The 14,178-nt window shown below is 71.4% G+C and carries 16 protein-coding genes and 2 tRNA genes; 12 read left to right on the top strand and 6 right to left on the bottom strand.

All coding sequences use genetic code 11. The annotated features are described in order from the left end of the window. Window positions 1-3: 3 nt before the first annotated feature. The 4 genes from AB0J80_RS14885 to AB0J80_RS14870 are packed head-to-tail and all read left to right on the top strand — an operon-like array spanning window position 4 to window position 2,861. Window positions 4-912 carry an ABC transporter ATP-binding protein gene (locus tag AB0J80_RS14885; protein ID WP_364705065.1) on the top strand — a complete coding sequence of 303 codons (909 nt, stop codon included), beginning with the start codon at window positions 4-6 and terminating at the stop codon, window positions 910-912. Next, the gene (locus tag AB0J80_RS14880) at window positions 909-1,757 is read left to right on the top strand and encodes an ABC transporter permease (protein WP_364704802.1); all 849 of its coding nucleotides are present in this window, start codon (window positions 909-911) and stop codon (window positions 1,755-1,757) included. The genes AB0J80_RS14885 and AB0J80_RS14880 overlap by 4 nt, the downstream gene beginning before the upstream one ends. A 10-nt stretch (window positions 1,758-1,767) precedes the next feature. Beyond that, window positions 1,768-2,016, top strand: a complete 249-nt coding sequence (locus AB0J80_RS14875; RefSeq protein WP_364704800.1) for a helix-turn-helix transcriptional regulator — start codon at window positions 1,768-1,770, stop codon at window positions 2,014-2,016. 41 nt (window positions 2,017-2,057) lie between these two features. Next, window positions 2,058-2,861, top strand: coding sequence for a fumarylacetoacetate hydrolase family protein (locus AB0J80_RS14870; RefSeq protein ID WP_364704799.1), 804 nt, complete (start codon window positions 2,058-2,060; stop codon window positions 2,859-2,861). Here AB0J80_RS14870 and AB0J80_RS14865 read toward each other — a convergent pair. Further along, window positions 2,850-3,593: a TetR/AcrR family transcriptional regulator C-terminal domain-containing protein gene (locus tag AB0J80_RS14865; protein ID WP_364704798.1), complete on the bottom strand. Its 744-nt coding sequence runs from the start codon at window positions 3,591-3,593 to the stop codon at window positions 2,850-2,852. The genes AB0J80_RS14870 and AB0J80_RS14865 overlap by 12 nt on opposite strands. Before the next feature lie 54 nt (window positions 3,594-3,647). Here AB0J80_RS14865 and AB0J80_RS14860 point away from each other — a divergent pair, with 54 nt between their 5' ends. The 4 genes from AB0J80_RS14860 (at window position 3,648) to AB0J80_RS14845 (ending at window position 5,578) form a co-directional block, all read left to right on the top strand. Next, window positions 3,648-4,442, top strand: a complete 795-nt coding sequence (locus AB0J80_RS14860) for an NAD(P)H-binding protein (protein ID WP_364704796.1) — start codon at window positions 3,648-3,650, stop codon at window positions 4,440-4,442. A 93-nt stretch (window positions 4,443-4,535) separates the two neighbouring features. Further along, window positions 4,536-4,607 (top strand) — tRNA-Gln (locus AB0J80_RS14855). A gap of 102 nt (window positions 4,608-4,709) precedes the next feature. Next, window positions 4,710-4,785: transfer RNA gene (locus tag AB0J80_RS14850), tRNA-Glu, on the top strand. A 100-nt stretch (window positions 4,786-4,885) separates the two neighbouring features. Continuing rightward, window positions 4,886-5,578, top strand: coding sequence for an N-acyl homoserine lactonase family protein (locus AB0J80_RS14845; protein ID WP_364704794.1), 693 nt, complete (start codon window positions 4,886-4,888; stop codon window positions 5,576-5,578). A 126-nt stretch (window positions 5,579-5,704) separates the two neighbouring features. Here the strand turns inward: AB0J80_RS14845 and AB0J80_RS14840 are convergent, their stop codons facing one another. Then, window positions 5,705-6,391: an IclR family transcriptional regulator gene (locus tag AB0J80_RS14840; RefSeq protein ID WP_106125738.1), complete on the bottom strand. Its 687-nt coding sequence runs from the start codon at window positions 6,389-6,391 to the stop codon at window positions 5,705-5,707. Window positions 6,392-6,440: 49 nt separating this feature from the next. Here AB0J80_RS14840 and leuC point away from each other — a divergent pair, with 49 nt between their 5' ends. The 4 genes from leuC to AB0J80_RS14820 all read left to right on the top strand — a co-directional run bounded on the left by leuC (window position 6,441) and on the right by AB0J80_RS14820 (window position 10,147). Beyond that, the gene (gene leuC / locus AB0J80_RS14835; RefSeq protein WP_364704792.1) at window positions 6,441-7,886 is read left to right on the top strand and encodes a 3-isopropylmalate dehydratase large subunit; all 1,446 of its coding nucleotides are present in this window, start codon (window positions 6,441-6,443) and stop codon (window positions 7,884-7,886) included. A gap of 17 nt (window positions 7,887-7,903) precedes the next feature. Further along, the gene (leuD, locus tag AB0J80_RS14830) at window positions 7,904-8,491 is read left to right on the top strand and encodes a 3-isopropylmalate dehydratase small subunit (protein WP_364704791.1); all 588 of its coding nucleotides are present in this window, start codon (window positions 7,904-7,906) and stop codon (window positions 8,489-8,491) included. 234 nt (window positions 8,492-8,725) lie between these two features. Further along, the gene (locus AB0J80_RS14825; RefSeq protein WP_364704789.1) at window positions 8,726-9,529 is read left to right on the top strand and encodes an HU family DNA-binding protein; all 804 of its coding nucleotides are present in this window, start codon (window positions 8,726-8,728) and stop codon (window positions 9,527-9,529) included. A gap of 108 nt (window positions 9,530-9,637) precedes the next feature. Continuing rightward, window positions 9,638-10,147: a hypothetical protein gene (locus AB0J80_RS14820; protein WP_364704788.1), complete on the top strand. Its 510-nt coding sequence runs from the start codon at window positions 9,638-9,640 to the stop codon at window positions 10,145-10,147. Here AB0J80_RS14820 and AB0J80_RS14815 read toward each other — a convergent pair. Genes AB0J80_RS14815 through cofC form a run of 4 tightly spaced genes read right to left on the bottom strand, consistent with a single transcriptional unit; the run spans window position 10,104 to window position 14,151 of the window. Then, a complete protein-coding gene (locus tag AB0J80_RS14815) occupies window positions 10,104-10,985 on the bottom strand; it encodes an NUDIX hydrolase (RefSeq protein WP_364704786.1) in 882 nt (293 codons plus the stop codon). The two genes, AB0J80_RS14820 and AB0J80_RS14815, sit on opposite strands and share 44 nt — an antisense overlap. After that, a complete protein-coding gene (locus AB0J80_RS14810; protein ID WP_364704785.1) occupies window positions 10,986-13,238 on the bottom strand; it encodes an RNA degradosome polyphosphate kinase in 2,253 nt (750 codons plus the stop codon). Window positions 13,239-13,283: 45 nt separating this feature from the next. Further along, entirely contained in the window at window positions 13,284-13,481 is a 198-nt protein-coding gene (locus AB0J80_RS14805; protein ID WP_364704783.1) for a cold-shock protein, read from the bottom strand. A gap of 10 nt (window positions 13,482-13,491) precedes the next feature. Beyond that, the gene (gene cofC / locus AB0J80_RS14800) at window positions 13,492-14,151 is read right to left on the bottom strand and encodes a 2-phospho-L-lactate guanylyltransferase (protein ID WP_364704782.1); all 660 of its coding nucleotides are present in this window, start codon (window positions 14,149-14,151) and stop codon (window positions 13,492-13,494) included. Between the last annotated feature and the right edge of the window lie 27 nt (window positions 14,152-14,178).

Raw genomic sequence — 14,178 nt, 5'->3', positions numbered from 1 at the left:
GACATGGTGCTGGACGTGCGCGATCTGCGGATGCGCTACGGAACCACCGATGTGCTGCGCGGTGTCAGCTTCTCCGCCGGCCGCGGCGAGGTGGTCGCCCTGCTCGGGCCCAACGGCGCTGGGAAAACGACGACGATCGAGATCCTCGAGGGCTTCCGCCTACGTTCGGCAGGCGACGTACGCGTCCTGGGCGCCGACCCGGCCATCGGCGGCGAACAGTGGCGGGCGCGGCTGGGCGTGGTGCTCCAGTCCTGGCGCGACCACGGCAAGTGGCGGGTGCGGGAGCTGTTGCATCACCTGGGGACGTACTACGCCGCCTATTCCACGGCGGGAATCAGCCGGCCGTGGCCCGTCGACGACCTCATCGACGTGGTGGGACTCACATCGCAGGCGAAGCGGCGAGTCGGGCAGCTCTCCGGCGGTCAGCGCCGCCGGCTCGACGTGGCGATCGGCATCGTGGGCCGGCCGGAGGTGCTGTTCCTCGACGAGCCCACCGTCGGCTTCGATCCCGCCGCCCGCCGGGAGTTCCATGACCTGGTGCACCGGCTGACCGATGTGGACGACACCACGATCCTGCTCACCACCCACGACCTGGACGAGGCGGAGAAGCTCGCCGACCGGATCCTCATCCTGGCCGGCGGCCGGATCATCGCCGACGGTTCCGCCGACCAGCTCTCCCGGCGGGTCGCGGGGGAGTCGGAGGTCCGCTGGACCCGGGCCGGCGGCCGGTACGTGCACTCCACCGGCGACGCCACCACCTTCGTCCGCGGGCTGTTCCGCCAGTACGGCGAGGAGATCGGCGACCTGGAGGTGCGCCGGGCGAGCCTCGAGGAGACCTACATGACCCTGGTACGCGAGTCGGAGGCGGGCCGGGCGCCCACGGCCGTGACGACGTTCGAGGAGGCGCTGTGAGGAGCCTGGCGACGGCCGCGCGCACCGGGTTCGCTCGCGGTGGCATCGAGCTGCGGCACACGTTCACCACCGTCGCGGATCTGTGGACGTACCTTCTTCCGGCGCTGCTGTTGCTCGGCACGGTGTTCCTCATGCGTGACGCGACGGTGCCCGGCACGGACATCTCCCTCGGCGCCCGGACGTTGCCCAGCGCCTTCGGCATGGGCATCGCCTTCGCCGGCCTGATCACCGTGGCCGCGACGCTGGTGACCGATCGCGAGGACGGCACGCTGTTGCGGGCGAAGGCGACGCCGAACGGGATGTCGGGCTACCTGGTCGGCAAGATCGTGCTGGTGGGCGGCATGACGCTGGTCGGCTTCGTCCTGCAGATCGTGCCGGGCGTCTTCCTCGTCGACGGTCTGCACGTCGGCGCGGGCGGCTGGCTGACCCTGCTGTGGCTGGTGCCGCTCGGCTTCGTGGCCACGATGCCGCTGGGTGCCGTGATCGGCTCGCTGATCGACAACCCCCGCACGATGGGCGTCGTGATGGCGCCGCTCGTGGGGCTGATCGCCATCTCGGGCGTCTTCTACCCGATCGGTGCGATGCCGGGCTGGTTGCAGGGCGTCGCCCAGCTCTTCCCGGTCTACTGGCTAGGGTTGGGCATGCGCTCCGTGTTCCTGCCCGACGCCCTGACGGCGGCCGAGCTGGGCCACTCGTGGCGGCACCTGGAGACCGCCGGTGTCCTGGCCCTGTGGGCGGTGGCCGGGCTGACCCTCGCCCCCGTCGTCCTGCGCCGGATGGCGCGCCGCGAGTCGGGGTCCGCCGTCGCGGCACGCCGCGAGAAGGCCCTGCAACGGCCCGGGTGAAGGACGGCGCATGAGTTCCGAGATCACGTACAACCGCATCGCGATGCTGCGCGCCGAACGAGGGATCTCGCGGCGGCAGCTCGCCGATGCCCTGGGCGTGCACTACCAGACGGTGGGCTACCTCGAGCGGGGCGAGTTCAGCCCGTCGCTGCACCTCGCGCTGCGGATCTGCGACTACTTCGAGGTGCCGGTCGAGGTCGTCTTCTCCCTGCGGCCGTTTCCCCGGCTCGGCACGGATACGGTCCCGCGCAGCGCGTAGCCTCGTCCGTGCGTGCAAGCTTTCGATGGATGGGGTTATCCGTGCGTTTCGCTCGTTTTGTTCATGCCGGTGGCGTGTCCTTCGGGGTCGTCGAGGGTGCGGCGCAGTCGGGCGCCCAGGGCCTGACCATCGCCGAGATCGACAGCATCCCGTTCCAGAACGTCCGCTTCACCGGTCAGCGCTGGGCGCTGGCCGACGTGCGGCTGCTCGCGCCGATCTTCTCCAGCAAGGTGATCGGTGTGGGGCGCAACTACGCGGACCACGCGGCCGAGCTCGGCAACGAGGTGCCCCAGGAGCCGCTGATCTTCATCAAGCCGTCCACCTCGGTGATCGGCCCCAACGACGCGATCCGGATCCCGCCGGCGACCAGCCAGGTCGAGCACGAGGCGGAGCTGGCCGTCGTCATCGGGGCGAGCGGCGCCCGCCGGGTCGACCGGGCCGGCGCGGAGAAGGCCATCTTCGGCTACACCGTGGGCAACGACGTGACGGCCCGCGACCTGCAGCGCAAGGACCCGCAGTGGACCCGCGCCAAGGGCTTCGACTCGTTCTGCCCGCTGGGCCCGTGGATCGAGACCGAGCTCGACGTCAGCGACCTCGAGGTGCGGTGCGAGGTGGGACGCAACCCCGACGAGATGGAGGTACGCCAGCTCGGCCGCACCAAGGACATGGTCTTCGACGTGCCGACGCTGGTGTCCTACGTGTCGCACGTCATGACGCTGCTGCCCGGCGACGTCATCCTCACCGGCACCCCGGCCGGGGTCAGCCCGATCGTGGCCGGCGACACCGTGTCGGTGAGCGTCCAGGGGATCGGCGAGCTGCGCAACCCGGTCGTCTCACTCGACTGATCCCGCGATGCCCGCCAGCATGAGGCGCAGGCCGTAGGCGAACGCCGCCTCGGCCTGTTCCTCGGTGCCGCCGCCGAAGCCGCCGGCCTCCCACACCCGCGTCATCACCGGGTGCTGCTCCACGTCGAACCAGTCCTCCCAGAAGCGGTTGCGCTCCTGCCACCACGCGTCGTTCGACTGCCCGGTGGCCCGGTGCAGCAGGACGTTCTCGCCCTCCTGCCGGGCCGCGGCGGTGACGAACATCCCGATGGCCAGTGCGGCCTCGTTGACCCGCCCGAGCGGGAGCCCCGCCTGCTCCATCGCGGACAGGACGTACTCCCGTTCGCGGAACATGCCCGGTCCCAGCGGCGGCCGGATCGTCGACACCTGACTCAGCCAGGGGTGGGCGCGGTACATCGCACGGGTGCGGTCGGCGTACAGGTGGATCCGGTCGCGCCAGTCCGGGGGCTGCGGGTCGTGCGGTCCGGGAAGGTTCCGGCTGCCGAGGACGGCGTCGACCATGAGGTCGACCAGGTCGGCCCGCGACGGTACGTACGTGTAGAGCGTCATCGTCCCCACCCCGAGCCGCGCGGCGACCTTGGCCATGGAAGCCGCTTCCAGCCCGTCGGTGTCCGCGATGGCGATGCCGGCCGCGACCACCTCGTCGATGCTGAGCCGTGGCCGCCGGCCCGTCCTGGCGGCCTCCGGCGGTGTGCGGTGACGCCAGAGCAGGGGCAGCACACGATCGCTCATTTCGTATACCCTACGGGAACACTTTCCGTAGGGGGTACGAGAATGAGGATCCTGGTGACAGGAGCGACCGGCGGGGTCGGCCGGCTGGTCGTGGACGAGCTGCTGGCGCTCGGCGCCGACGACGTGCGGGCGCTGACGGTGAACCCCGCCGAGGCCGGGCTGCCGGCCGGGGTGGAGGTGGTGCGGGGCTTCCTCGGCCGGCCGTCGACCATGCCTTCCGCGCTGGCAGGCATGGACCGCATGTACCTCGCACCGGTGATCGAGACGAACGCCGAGGTCTGCCGGATGGCCGCGGCGGCCGGGGTGCGGCGGATCGTCGACATGGCCGGGGCGAAGGGGGACCACTGGCAGGCCATCGAGGACGGGGTCGAGGCGTGCGGGGTGCCGTACGTGCACCTGGAGCCGGGCGAGTTCATGACCAACGCCACCCTGTGGGCGGCCCAGATCCGTGCGGGCGACGTGGTCCGCGACGGCTACGGCTCGGCGGCGAACGCCCCGATCGCCGTGGAGGACATCGCCGCGGTGGCGGCCCGGTGCCTGCTCGAGGACGGGCACGAGGGCCACTCGTACGCGCTTACGGGCCCGGAGTCGCTGACCCGCCGGGAACGGGTGCTGCAGCTCGGCGCGGCCTTGGGCCGGGAGCTCACGTACGTCGACCTGCCCCACGACGAGCTCGTCCGGGAGCTGGCGGCTCCGATGGGCGAGTACGCGGCCTGGTACGCCGCCGGCCTCCGGATCCTGGCGGAACACCCGCAGCGGGCGGTGGGGACGGTCGCGCAGCTGACGGGGCGTCCGGCGGTCACGTTCGCGGCGTGGGCGCGGCAGCACGCCGACCTCTTCAAGCCGTAGTCGCGAGGTTACGGAAACGCCATGTGGTGACCCGATTTGGTGGGCACCATGGGCTCGGGTAGAGTTCTCACTCGGTACGGCAAGCCGTACCAATGGGGTATGGGGTAATTGGCAGCCCGACTGATTCTGGTTCAGTTAGTCTAGGTTCGAGTCCTGGTACCCCAGCGCTACGGTCTCCCCGCGAGATCGGCGGCGCTGGACTTCTGATAGAGTTCGGCACCGTTGCTGGAGCGGGAAAGACCGAGCAAGAGCAACACGGCAAGGCCTGGTCCCGTCGTCTAGCGGCCTAGGACGCCGCCCTCTCAAGGCGGTAGCGAGGGTTCGAATCCCTTCGGGACTACCAGCAGCAACGGCTCGTGTCTTCGGACACGGGCCGTTTCGTTTTCCGTCGGTGTCCGCGCCGGGTCTAACTGATGCGGCCGCGCGGCCGGGACACTGACAGTGTGACGGATCTCCAGGTGCACCGCGTCGACTTCGGCTATTTCGTCCGGCCGGCCGCCGAGACCGGGACCGGCTCGCCGCGCGTCGAACCCTGCCTCGGCTATCTCATCGACCATCCCCGGGGCCCGGTGCTCGTCGACACCGGCATGGGCGCGCACCCCGACGTCGACGCCCACTACCGGCCGCGGCGCATCCCCTTGGCGCAAGCGCTCGGCGCCGTCGGGGTCCGGCCCGACGACATCAGGTACGTCGTGAACTGTCACCTGCACTTCGACCACAGTGGCGGCAACCCGGACCTGCCCGGCCGGCCGATCTTCACCCAGCGGGTGGAACTCGACCTCGCCCGCCACCAGGAGGGATACACCCTGCCCGAGCTGATCGACTCACCCGGCGCCTCCTACGCCGAGCTCGACGGCGAGGCGGAGATCCTGCCGGGCGTGGTGATCGTGCCCACCCCCGGGCACACGGCAGGCCACCAGTCGGTGGTCGTCCGGCGCCGCGACGGCACGGTGGTCGTCGCGGGGCAGAGCCACGACCATGCGACGGCCTTCACCGGTGACGTGCTGGCACGGACGGCCGCCGGGCACGGTGCGGAACCGCCGCTGCCGGTCGCTCCGGCGTGGATCGCACGCCTCCTGGAGTTCGACCCGGCCCGCGTGGTCTTCGCCCACGACAACGCGATCTGGGAGCCCTGACCACGCGGGGGGTGCTCGGCAGCGCGCCGGAACCTTCACGGCATCCCGGGGAGCGCTCTCTCAGAGCGGTCGACGAGCCCCAGGACGGTTCGCGGAATTCCGGTGTCGCGGCAGCTGGCCCGTCGGTCACAGGCCGCTGAGGCGCTGTCCCGCTCGCACCACGGCCATCGCGTGCCGCTCGCCGGGCCGCCGTCCGAGGCGTTCGATCGGACCGCTTATCGAGATGGCCGCGATCACCCTGCCGGTCCGGTCGCGGATCGGCGCCGAGACGCTCGCCACACCCGGCTCCCGCTCAGCAACGCTCTGCGCCCAACCGCGCCTGCGGACCTCGGCGAGGGTGCGGCCGGTGAACTTGCAGCGCGGCAGCAGGGGCATCACCGCCTCCGGGGGCTCCCACGCGAGCAGGATCTGCGCCGCGGATCCCGCCACCATCGGCAGCACCGATCCCACCGGAACGGTGTCCCGAAGACCACTGGCTCGTTCCGCGGCCGCCACGCAGATACGCTCGTCTGCACGGCGCAGGTAGAGCTGTGCACTCTCGCCCGTCGCGTCGCGCAGGGCGGCCAGCAGCGGCTCGGCCGCGGTCAGGAGCACGTCGGGCGCCGCATTCGCCAGCTCGCCGAGGCGCGGTCCCGGCCGCCAGCGTCCCTGGGTGTCCCGGACCAGCATCCGATGGATCTCCAGGGCCTGGGCCAGCCGGTGCGCGGTCGCCCGGGGCAGCTTGGTGCGGTCGACGAGTTCGGCCAGGCTGGCGCCGTCGACACAGGCGGCCAGGATGACCACCGCCTTGTCGAGAACGCCGACACCGCTCATACTGTGTCCCACAAGCCGAAACATACCTCCCAGAATTTAGGATGTCCAGATGGTGGGAGTCACTCCGAAGCCGAGGACCCTGGCCGAGAAGGTCTGGGACGACCACGTGGTGCGTGCTGCCGAGGGTGAGCCTGATCTGCTCTACATCGACCTGCACCTGCTGCACGAGGTGACCAGCCCGCAGGCCTTCGACGGCCTGCGCCTGGCCGGCCGCCAGGTGCGGCGTACCGATCTCACGCTCGCGACCGAGGACCACAACACCCCGACGGGGTACGCGGACCCGGCGTTCAACACCCGCCGCGGCGACCTCCTCACGATCGCGGACACGACCTCGCGCACGCAGATCGAGACGCTGCGCAAGAACTGCGCCGAGTTCGGCGTGCAGATCCGCTCGCTCGGCCACGAGCAGCAGGGCATCGTGCACGTGATCGGCCCCCAGCTGGGTCTCACCCAGCCCGGCACCACCATCGTCTGCGGCGACTCGCACACCGCGACCCACGGCGCGTTCGGCGCGCTGGCCTTCGGCATCGGCACCAGCGAGGTCGAGCATGTGCTCGCGACCCAGACCCTGCCGCAGGCGAAGCCGAAGACGATGGCCGTCACGGTCGTCGGCGAGCTGCGCCCCGGCGTCACCGCCAAGGACCTCATCCTCGCGCTCATCACGCAGGTCGGCACCGGCGGCGGCAACGGCCACATCGTCGAGTACCGCGGCGAGGCCATCCGCAAGCTCTCCATGGAGGGCCGGATGACCATCTGCAACATGTCGATCGAGTGGGGCGCCAAGGCCGGCATGATCGCGCCGGACGACACCACGTTCGCGTACCTGCAGGGCCGTCAGCACGCGCCCAAGGGCGCCGACTGGGACGCCGCGGTCGAATACTGGAAGTCGCTCGTCACCGACGAGGGCGCCGAGTTCGACACCGAGGTGATCCTGGACGCCTCGGCGATCAGCCCGTTCGTCACCTGGGGCACCAACCCCGGGCAGGGCGCCGCGCTCGACAGCAGGGTGCCGGACCCGGAGGAGTTCGTCGACGAGGTGGAGCGCAACGCCGCCCGCCGCGCCCTGGAGTACATGGGACTCGAGGCCGGGACCCCGCTCAAGGACGTTCCCGTCGACGTCGTCTTCGTCGGTTCCTGTACCAACGGGCGCCTCGAGGACCTGCGCGCCGCCGCCGAGGTGATCCGCGGGCGCAAGGTGCACGAGGGCGTCCGGATGATGATCGTGCCGGGGTCGTACCTGGTCCGCGAGCAGGCCGAGCAGGAGGGTCTGGACAAGATCTTCCTCGACGCGGGCGCCGAGTGGCGTTTCGCCGGCTGCTCCATGTGCCTGGGCATGAACCCGGACACGCTCAGCCCGGGGCAGCGCGCCGCGTCCACGTCCAACCGCAACTTCGAGGGCCGGCAGGGCCGGGGCGGGCGTACCCACCTGGTCTCGCCCGAGGTCGCCGCCGCCACCGCCGTGGTGGGCAAGCTGGCCGCCCCCGCCGACCTGTAGAGACGAGGAAGCCAATCATGGACAAGTTCACCACCCATGCGGGCAAGGTCATGCCCCTGCGGCGCTCCGATGTGGACACCGACCAGATCATCCCGGCGGTCTACCTCAAGCGGGTCACCCGGACCGGTTTCGAGGACGGGCTCTTCAGCGCCTGGCGCGACGACCCGTCGTTCGTCCTCAACAATCCCGCGCACACCGGCGCCACGATCCTGGTCGCCGGCCCCAACTTCGGCACCGGCTCGTCGCGGCAGCACGCCGTCTGGGCCCTGCGGGACTGGGGTTTCAAGGTCGTCATCGCGGCCCGCTTCGGCGACATCTTCCGGGGCAACGCCCTCAAGGAGGGGCTGCTGCCGGTGCAGCTCGACCAGAAGGCCGTCGAGGCGCTCTGGGACATGGCCGAGAGCGAGCCGGAGAAGCGGGTGACCGTCGACCTCGGCGAGCGTCAGGTGCGCGTGGACGACGCCGCCTGGGGCTTCCCGATCGACGATTTCAGCCGCTGGCGCCTCATGGAAGGGCTCGACGACATCGGACTGACCCTGCGGCACGAGGACGCGATCACCGCGTACGAGGGAAATCGGCCGGCCTTCAAGCCGGTCGTCGTCTGAGCCGCAAAACCCTGTCAGTACAGGCTTTTCTGCCCCCACCGGCCCGCCGGTGGGGGCAAATTCGTTGCGACACAAGGGTTTTTTTTCCGGCCAATGTTTGTGTCTGCTGGTCAGAGGGCATACCGTGCGCGCAGAATGGCTCGCATTGGGCCAGTGATGCTTGTTCGCGACGGTGCAGACCCGTCCGTGACATGTACAGGACGAGCATCAGTTCTCACGTTCGGGAGGAAAACCGTGAACAAGGCCGAGCTCATCGAGGCGCTCGCCGCCCGACTGGGGGACCGGAAAACCGCGACAGCGGCGCTGGATGCGGTCATCAGCGAGGTGCAGACCGCCGTCACCAAGGGCGACCGCGTCGCCATTACCGGTTTCGGTGTCTTCGAGAAGCGGGCACGCAATGCGCGTACCGCTCGGAATCCCCGCACCGGTGAACCAGTCAAGGTGAAGAAGACGTCCGTCCCCGCCTTCAAGCCCGGCACGGGTTTCCGGGAGATGGTCGCGAGCGGCAAGGTGGCCAAGGCCGCCGCCGCCAAGAAGACCACCGCGGCGGCGAAGTCCACTGCCACCAAGGCCACCCCGGCCAAGGCCACCGCCACCAAGACGGCGGCGGCGGCGAAGAAGACGACCGCCAGCAAGGCCACCCCGGCCAAGGCCACTGCCACCAAGACGGCGGCGGCGAAGAAGACCACGGCCACCAAGGCGACGGCCACCAAGGCGACGGCAACGAAGGCGACCGCCACGAAGGCCACCGCGGCCAAGTCGACCGCGGCCAAGAAGACGGCCACCACGGCGGCGAAGTCGGCCGCCACGAAGGCCACCCCGGCCAAGTCGGCCGCCACCAAGACGGCGGCGGCCAAGAAGACCACGGCGGCCACCAAGGCCGCGCCGGCGAAGAAGGCCGCCACCAAGTCGGCGGCCGCCACCAAGTCGGCTCCGGCCAAGAAGGCGACCGCCCGCAAGACCACGGCGGCCGCCAAGGCCACCCCGGCCACGAAGGCCACCACGGCGCGCACGTCGGCGCCGCGCAAGACCCGCTGAAGCACCCGCTCAGCGGCACGCTGACGAGACGAAAGGCGTCCACCCGTCCGGTGGACGCCTTTCGCGTGTTCCGGCGCCACAGCGGCCGCTGAGCCTACGGTCCGCATCATGGACCGCAGAACCGTCCCGGCCGGCCGCTCCCGCCTGCGGCCGGAGCCACCCAGCGATCCCGCCCGGCCGCGCGGTCTGGTGAGCCGGTCCCTCATCGCCGCCACCGTCTTCGCCGCCGCGGTCGTGCCCGGCTGGACGCTGGGGGACGCCGCCGAGCGCTGGACCGGATGGGGCCTGCTCGACTGGCTCGTCACGTGCGCCGTCAACGGCGGGGCCGTCTTCGCGCTGGCGCCGCACGGCTCCTATCGCCGCCGGGACACGCTGCTCGGCCTGGTCCCCATCTACGGCTGGTACCTGACCGCCGTGCTGTCGTGGCGGATCGCGCTGCTGCCGCTGCGCGACTGGGAGCCGCGCGACGACGAGCTGTGGCGCGCCCGGTGGCTCACCGGCGACCTCATCGGCTTCTGGCGCGCGGATCCGCTGCTGCCGCCCCTGCCGCGCCGCACCGGCCCGGGCGGGGGACTCAGAGCCGGCTCAGCGCCACGAGCCGGTCGCCCGACCAGCTGAGCACCCAGCCGTCGCCCTTGGGCGTCTTGTAGGGAGCCGCGTCGGGGGCGCCGTCGAGCAGCGCCAGCAGATCCGGGATCACCTTGCCCTGGCTGCAGATCGCCGTACGCGCACCGTCGCGCAGCTCGGTCAGGCGCGCCGCCGCCGCCTTCACCCGCGCCGGAATCTCCTCGGGCTCGGCGGGTTCGGCGAAGGCCCCGTCCGTCACGATCGGCAGGCCGAGCGTGCGGGCGAGCGGCTCCAGGGTCTGCCGGCAGCGCAGCGGGGTCGCGGCGATCAGCCGGTGCGGGGCGAACAGGGCGGCCGCGACGCCGATCGTCTCCGCCTCGGCCCGGCCCCGGTCGTCGATCGGGCGCAGCGCGTCGTTGCCCGCGAAGTCCTTGCGCTTGCCCGCGTGGGCATGCCGGATCAGCAGCGTCACCGCGGTCACCGGAGGCAGGGTGACGACGTGCTCGACCAGCCGGCGGTCATCGGGATAGCTGAGCTTGGCGACGGCCTCGCGGGGCGGCAGCCACAGCACGGTGTCGACCTCGGTGGGATCCTGCGGGTCCGCCGCCGGGCCGTCGCCGGCCCGCATCAACCAGAAGTCGACGGTCTTCGGTACGCCGTCAGGCAGCGTGTACGCGACCTCGGGCAGCCGCAGCTGCGGCTCCGCGCCTACGCCGGTCTCCTCGAACACCTCGCGCACCGCCCCGGCGAGCGAATGCTCGGCGCCGTCCAGCTTGCCCTTGGGCAGGCTCCAGTCGGCCAGGTACGGCCGGTGCACGAGGCAGATCTCGATACCGTCGCCGGCGGGCCGCCAGAGCACCCCACCGGCGGCGCGAACTGTCCGCGTCACCTAGACCGCCTTGCCGATGACTCGGCGCAGCAGGGCCTCCTGCAGGTGGATGTGGGGCTCGGCGGCGTTGGCCGGACGCCGGTGCCAGGTGCCGTCGCCGTCGAGGTCCCAGCCTTCGCTCTCGTCGCTCATGGCCAATTCCAGCACACTGCGCAGGTCGTCCTGGGCGGACGGCAGGGTGACACGCACGAGCGCCTCCACCCGGCGGTCGAGGTTGCGGTGCATCAGGTCGGCCGAACCGATCCAGTACTCGGCGTCGTCGCCGGCGCCGAAGCGGAACACCCGGGAGTGCTCGAGGAACCGGCCGACGATCGAGCGGACCCGGATGTTCTCCGAGAGCCCCGGCACGCCCGGCCGCAGCGCGCACATGCCCCGGATGACCAGGTCCACCTTCACGCCGTCCTGGGAGGCGCGGTAGAGCGCGTCGCAGGTCTCCTCGTCCACCAGCGAGTTCACCTTGAACTGCACCAGCGCCTCGCCGCCCTCGCGAGCGATCCGGGCCTGCTCGTCGATCCGCTCGATGAGGCCCCTGCGCACCCCGTGCGGCGCCACGAGAAGGCGGCGGAACGCGGTCTGCCGGCTGTAGCCGGTCAGCACGTTGAACAGGTCGGTGACGTCGGCGCCGATCTCCGGGTCGGCGGTCAGCATGCCGAAGTCCTCGTACAGGCGGGCGGTCTTGGGGTGGTAGTTGCCCGTGCCGATGTGGCAGTAGCGCCGGATCTGGTTGCCCTCCTGGCGGACGACCAGAGCGGTCTTGCAGTGCGTCTTGAGCCCCACGAGCCCGTAGACCACGTGGCAGCCGGCCCGTTCCAGGGTCCGGGCCCAGCCGATGTTGGCGACCTCGTCGAAGCGCGCCTTGACCTCGACCAGCACCACCACCTGCTTGCCCGCGGCGGCCGCGTCGACGAGCGCGTCGACGATAGGGGAGTCGCCGCTGGTGCGGTAGAGCGTCTGCTTGATGGCCAGCACGTTGGGATCGGCGGCCGCCTGCTCGATGAAACGCTGCACGCTCGTCGAGAACGAGTGGTAGGGGTGGTGCACGAGGATGTCGCACTCGCGCAGCCGGTTGAAGACGCTGCGCGGCACCTCGCCGTCGGCCAGCTGCGGGTGCGTCGCCGGGACGAACGGGCGGTCCTTGAGGTCGTCGCGGTCCACCTCGCCGAAGACCTGCCACAGTGCCGAGAGGTCGAGCAGGCCGGGCACCCGCAGCACGTCCTCGTCGTTCATGTCGAGCTCGCGGGCGAGCAGGTCGAGGACGTGGTCGCTGATGGAGGCGGCGACCTCGAGGCGTACGGGCGGGCCGAACCGCCGCTGGGCCAGCTCGCGCTCGAGGGCCTGCAGGAGGTCCTCGTCGCGGTCCTCGTCGACCTCCACCTCGGCGTTGCGGGTGACCCGGAACAGGTGCCACTCCAGGATCTTCATGCCGGAGAAGAGCTGGTCCAGGTGGACGGCGATGAGCTCCTCGACGGGCAGGAAACGCACGCCGCGGCTGTCGTTCTGCACCGTCACGAAGCGCGGCACGTTGTTCGGCACCTTGATGCGCGCGAACAGCTCGCCGCTGCTGTCGGCCGGGTCGCGCAGCACGACGGCGAGGTTCAGCGAGCGGCTGGAGATGTACGGGAACGGGTGCGCCGGGTCCACGGCCAGCGGGGTGAGCACCGGGAAGACCTGCTCGCGGAAGAACGTCCGCAGCCGCTCGCGCTCCGGCGCGTCGAGCTCGGCCCAGCTGACCAGCTCGATGCCCTCGGCCTGCAGCTTGGGCCGGACCTCCTCGGCGAAGCAGGCGGCGTGCCGGGTGACCAGGTCGGCGGCGCGTTCCGTGATCATCTCGAGCTGGTTGCGCAGGGAGCTGCGGTCCCCGCCGCGCATCGGCAGGCCCGCCTTGAGCCGCCGCTTCAGCCCGGCGACCCGGACCATGTAGAACTCGTCGAGGTTGCTGGAGAAGATCGCCAGGAACTTCGCCCGTTCCAGCAGGGGCGTCTCCGGGTCCTCCGCGAGGGCCAGCACCCGGGCGTTGAAGTCGAGCCAGGACAGCTCGCGGTTGAGGAAACGGTCGTCGGGCAGCTCGTCGCGCTCTGCCTGGGGTTCGGCGGGGCGCGGGGCAGCGGTCGTCACGGCAGGCTCCGTCGGCTCGATGGCGGTCGGCTCGGCGTTGGCCACCCCGGCCGCGCTCTCACGAGGCAGGAACCGTCCGTTCGGGCCGCGCCGGCGAGCGGTCACGGCGGACTCGGGTGTCCGGGGCGGGGTGGTCATCACTCCATCATTGCCCGTCGGGGGTTACGGGGAAATGAACAAAGCTCAGGAGATTCCGGGAACTTGAACCTTGGTCACATCGCCGCCGGCACCGGTCTCGATGCTGACCCGCTGGCCGAGGCGCAGCAGGCGCAGCCCGGAGGCGCGGAATGCCGCCGCCGGGAAGGGCACCTCGCTGCCGTCGTCGAGCAGCAGCGTGCCCGTGTGCGTCTGAGGATCGAACGTCGCGACCGTGCCCTGCATGAGGAGCACGCTACCGGGACGGACCGGCCGGCACGCATCCCGTCACCAGGCCGAGGTGCCGCAGCAGCGCGCAGGTGTGCTCGCCGGCACCGAGCTCGACGACGGTACGCAGGTCGGCGGGGGTGTCCACGTCCTGGCGCAGCCCCGGCCAGTCCCCGGACAACGGCTGCGCACCGGACGCGGCGTGGGCGGCCGCCGAGCCCACCCCGAAGCGCGGATCCAGGTGGGTGCCGGGCCCGGCGGTCAACAGCACCGTGCCCGTGCCGGCGGCGTCCGCGACGAAGCTGCGCCCGGTGCCCGCGCTCCGCAGGGCGGCGCCCAGCTCGTACGGTCGCAGCGCCGGCAAATCCCCGGCCAGGACCGCCCGACGGCGCCCGATGCCCACGGTCACGTCGGCGCCGAAGCGCATGGCCTCGTTGAGCCCCGCGGCGGGGGAGTCGGCCACGGCCCGCGCGCCCAGGGCTGCCACGGCACCGGCGGCCGCCGGGTCGTCGGTGACCACGAGCACCTCGCTGACCTGCTCGCATGCGGCGATCGCAGCGACCGTGTCGCGCACCATGGCCAGGGCGAGCTCCTCGTGCCAGGCGTCGGCGACGGCACCGCGCAGCCGGCTCTTCGCCGCGCTGAGCCGCTTGACGGGGATCACCGCCACCCAGTCCGCCTCTGACACGCCGCCAATCCTGCCACCAGCGCCCGG

The organism is Actinoplanes sp. NPDC049548 (assembly GCF_040676695.1).
In the GTDB taxonomy this organism is placed as follows: domain Bacteria; phylum Actinomycetota; class Actinomycetes; order Mycobacteriales; family Micromonosporaceae; genus Actinoplanes.
This window is presented reverse-complemented; position numbering and strand designations above follow the sequence as displayed.

Coding starts and splice junctions, on each gene's coding strand:
- AB0J80_RS14885 (WP_364705065.1), top strand. CDS start 4: ATGGTGCTGGACGTGCGCGATCTGCGGATGCGCTACGGAACCACCGAT.
- AB0J80_RS14875 (WP_364704800.1), top strand. CDS start 1,768: ATGAGTTCCGAGATCACGTACAACCGCATCGCGATGCTGCGCGCCGAA.
- AB0J80_RS14865 (WP_364704798.1), bottom strand. CDS start 3,593: ATGAGCGATCGTGTGCTGCCCCTGCTCTGGCGTCACCGCACACCGCCG.
- AB0J80_RS14840 (WP_106125738.1), bottom strand. CDS start 6,391: ATGAGCGGTGTCGGCGTTCTCGACAAGGCGGTGGTCATCCTGGCCGCC.
- leuC (WP_364704792.1), top strand. CDS start 6,441: ATGGTGGGAGTCACTCCGAAGCCGAGGACCCTGGCCGAGAAGGTCTGG.
- leuD (WP_364704791.1), top strand. CDS start 7,904: ATGGACAAGTTCACCACCCATGCGGGCAAGGTCATGCCCCTGCGGCGC.
- AB0J80_RS14820 (WP_364704788.1), top strand. CDS start 9,638: ATGGACCGCAGAACCGTCCCGGCCGGCCGCTCCCGCCTGCGGCCGGAG.
- AB0J80_RS14810 (WP_364704785.1), bottom strand. CDS start 13,238: ATGACCACCCCGCCCCGGACACCCGAGTCCGCCGTGACCGCTCGCCGG.
- AB0J80_RS14805 (WP_364704783.1), bottom strand. CDS start 13,481: ATGCAGGGCACGGTCGCGACGTTCGATCCTCAGACGCACACGGGCACG.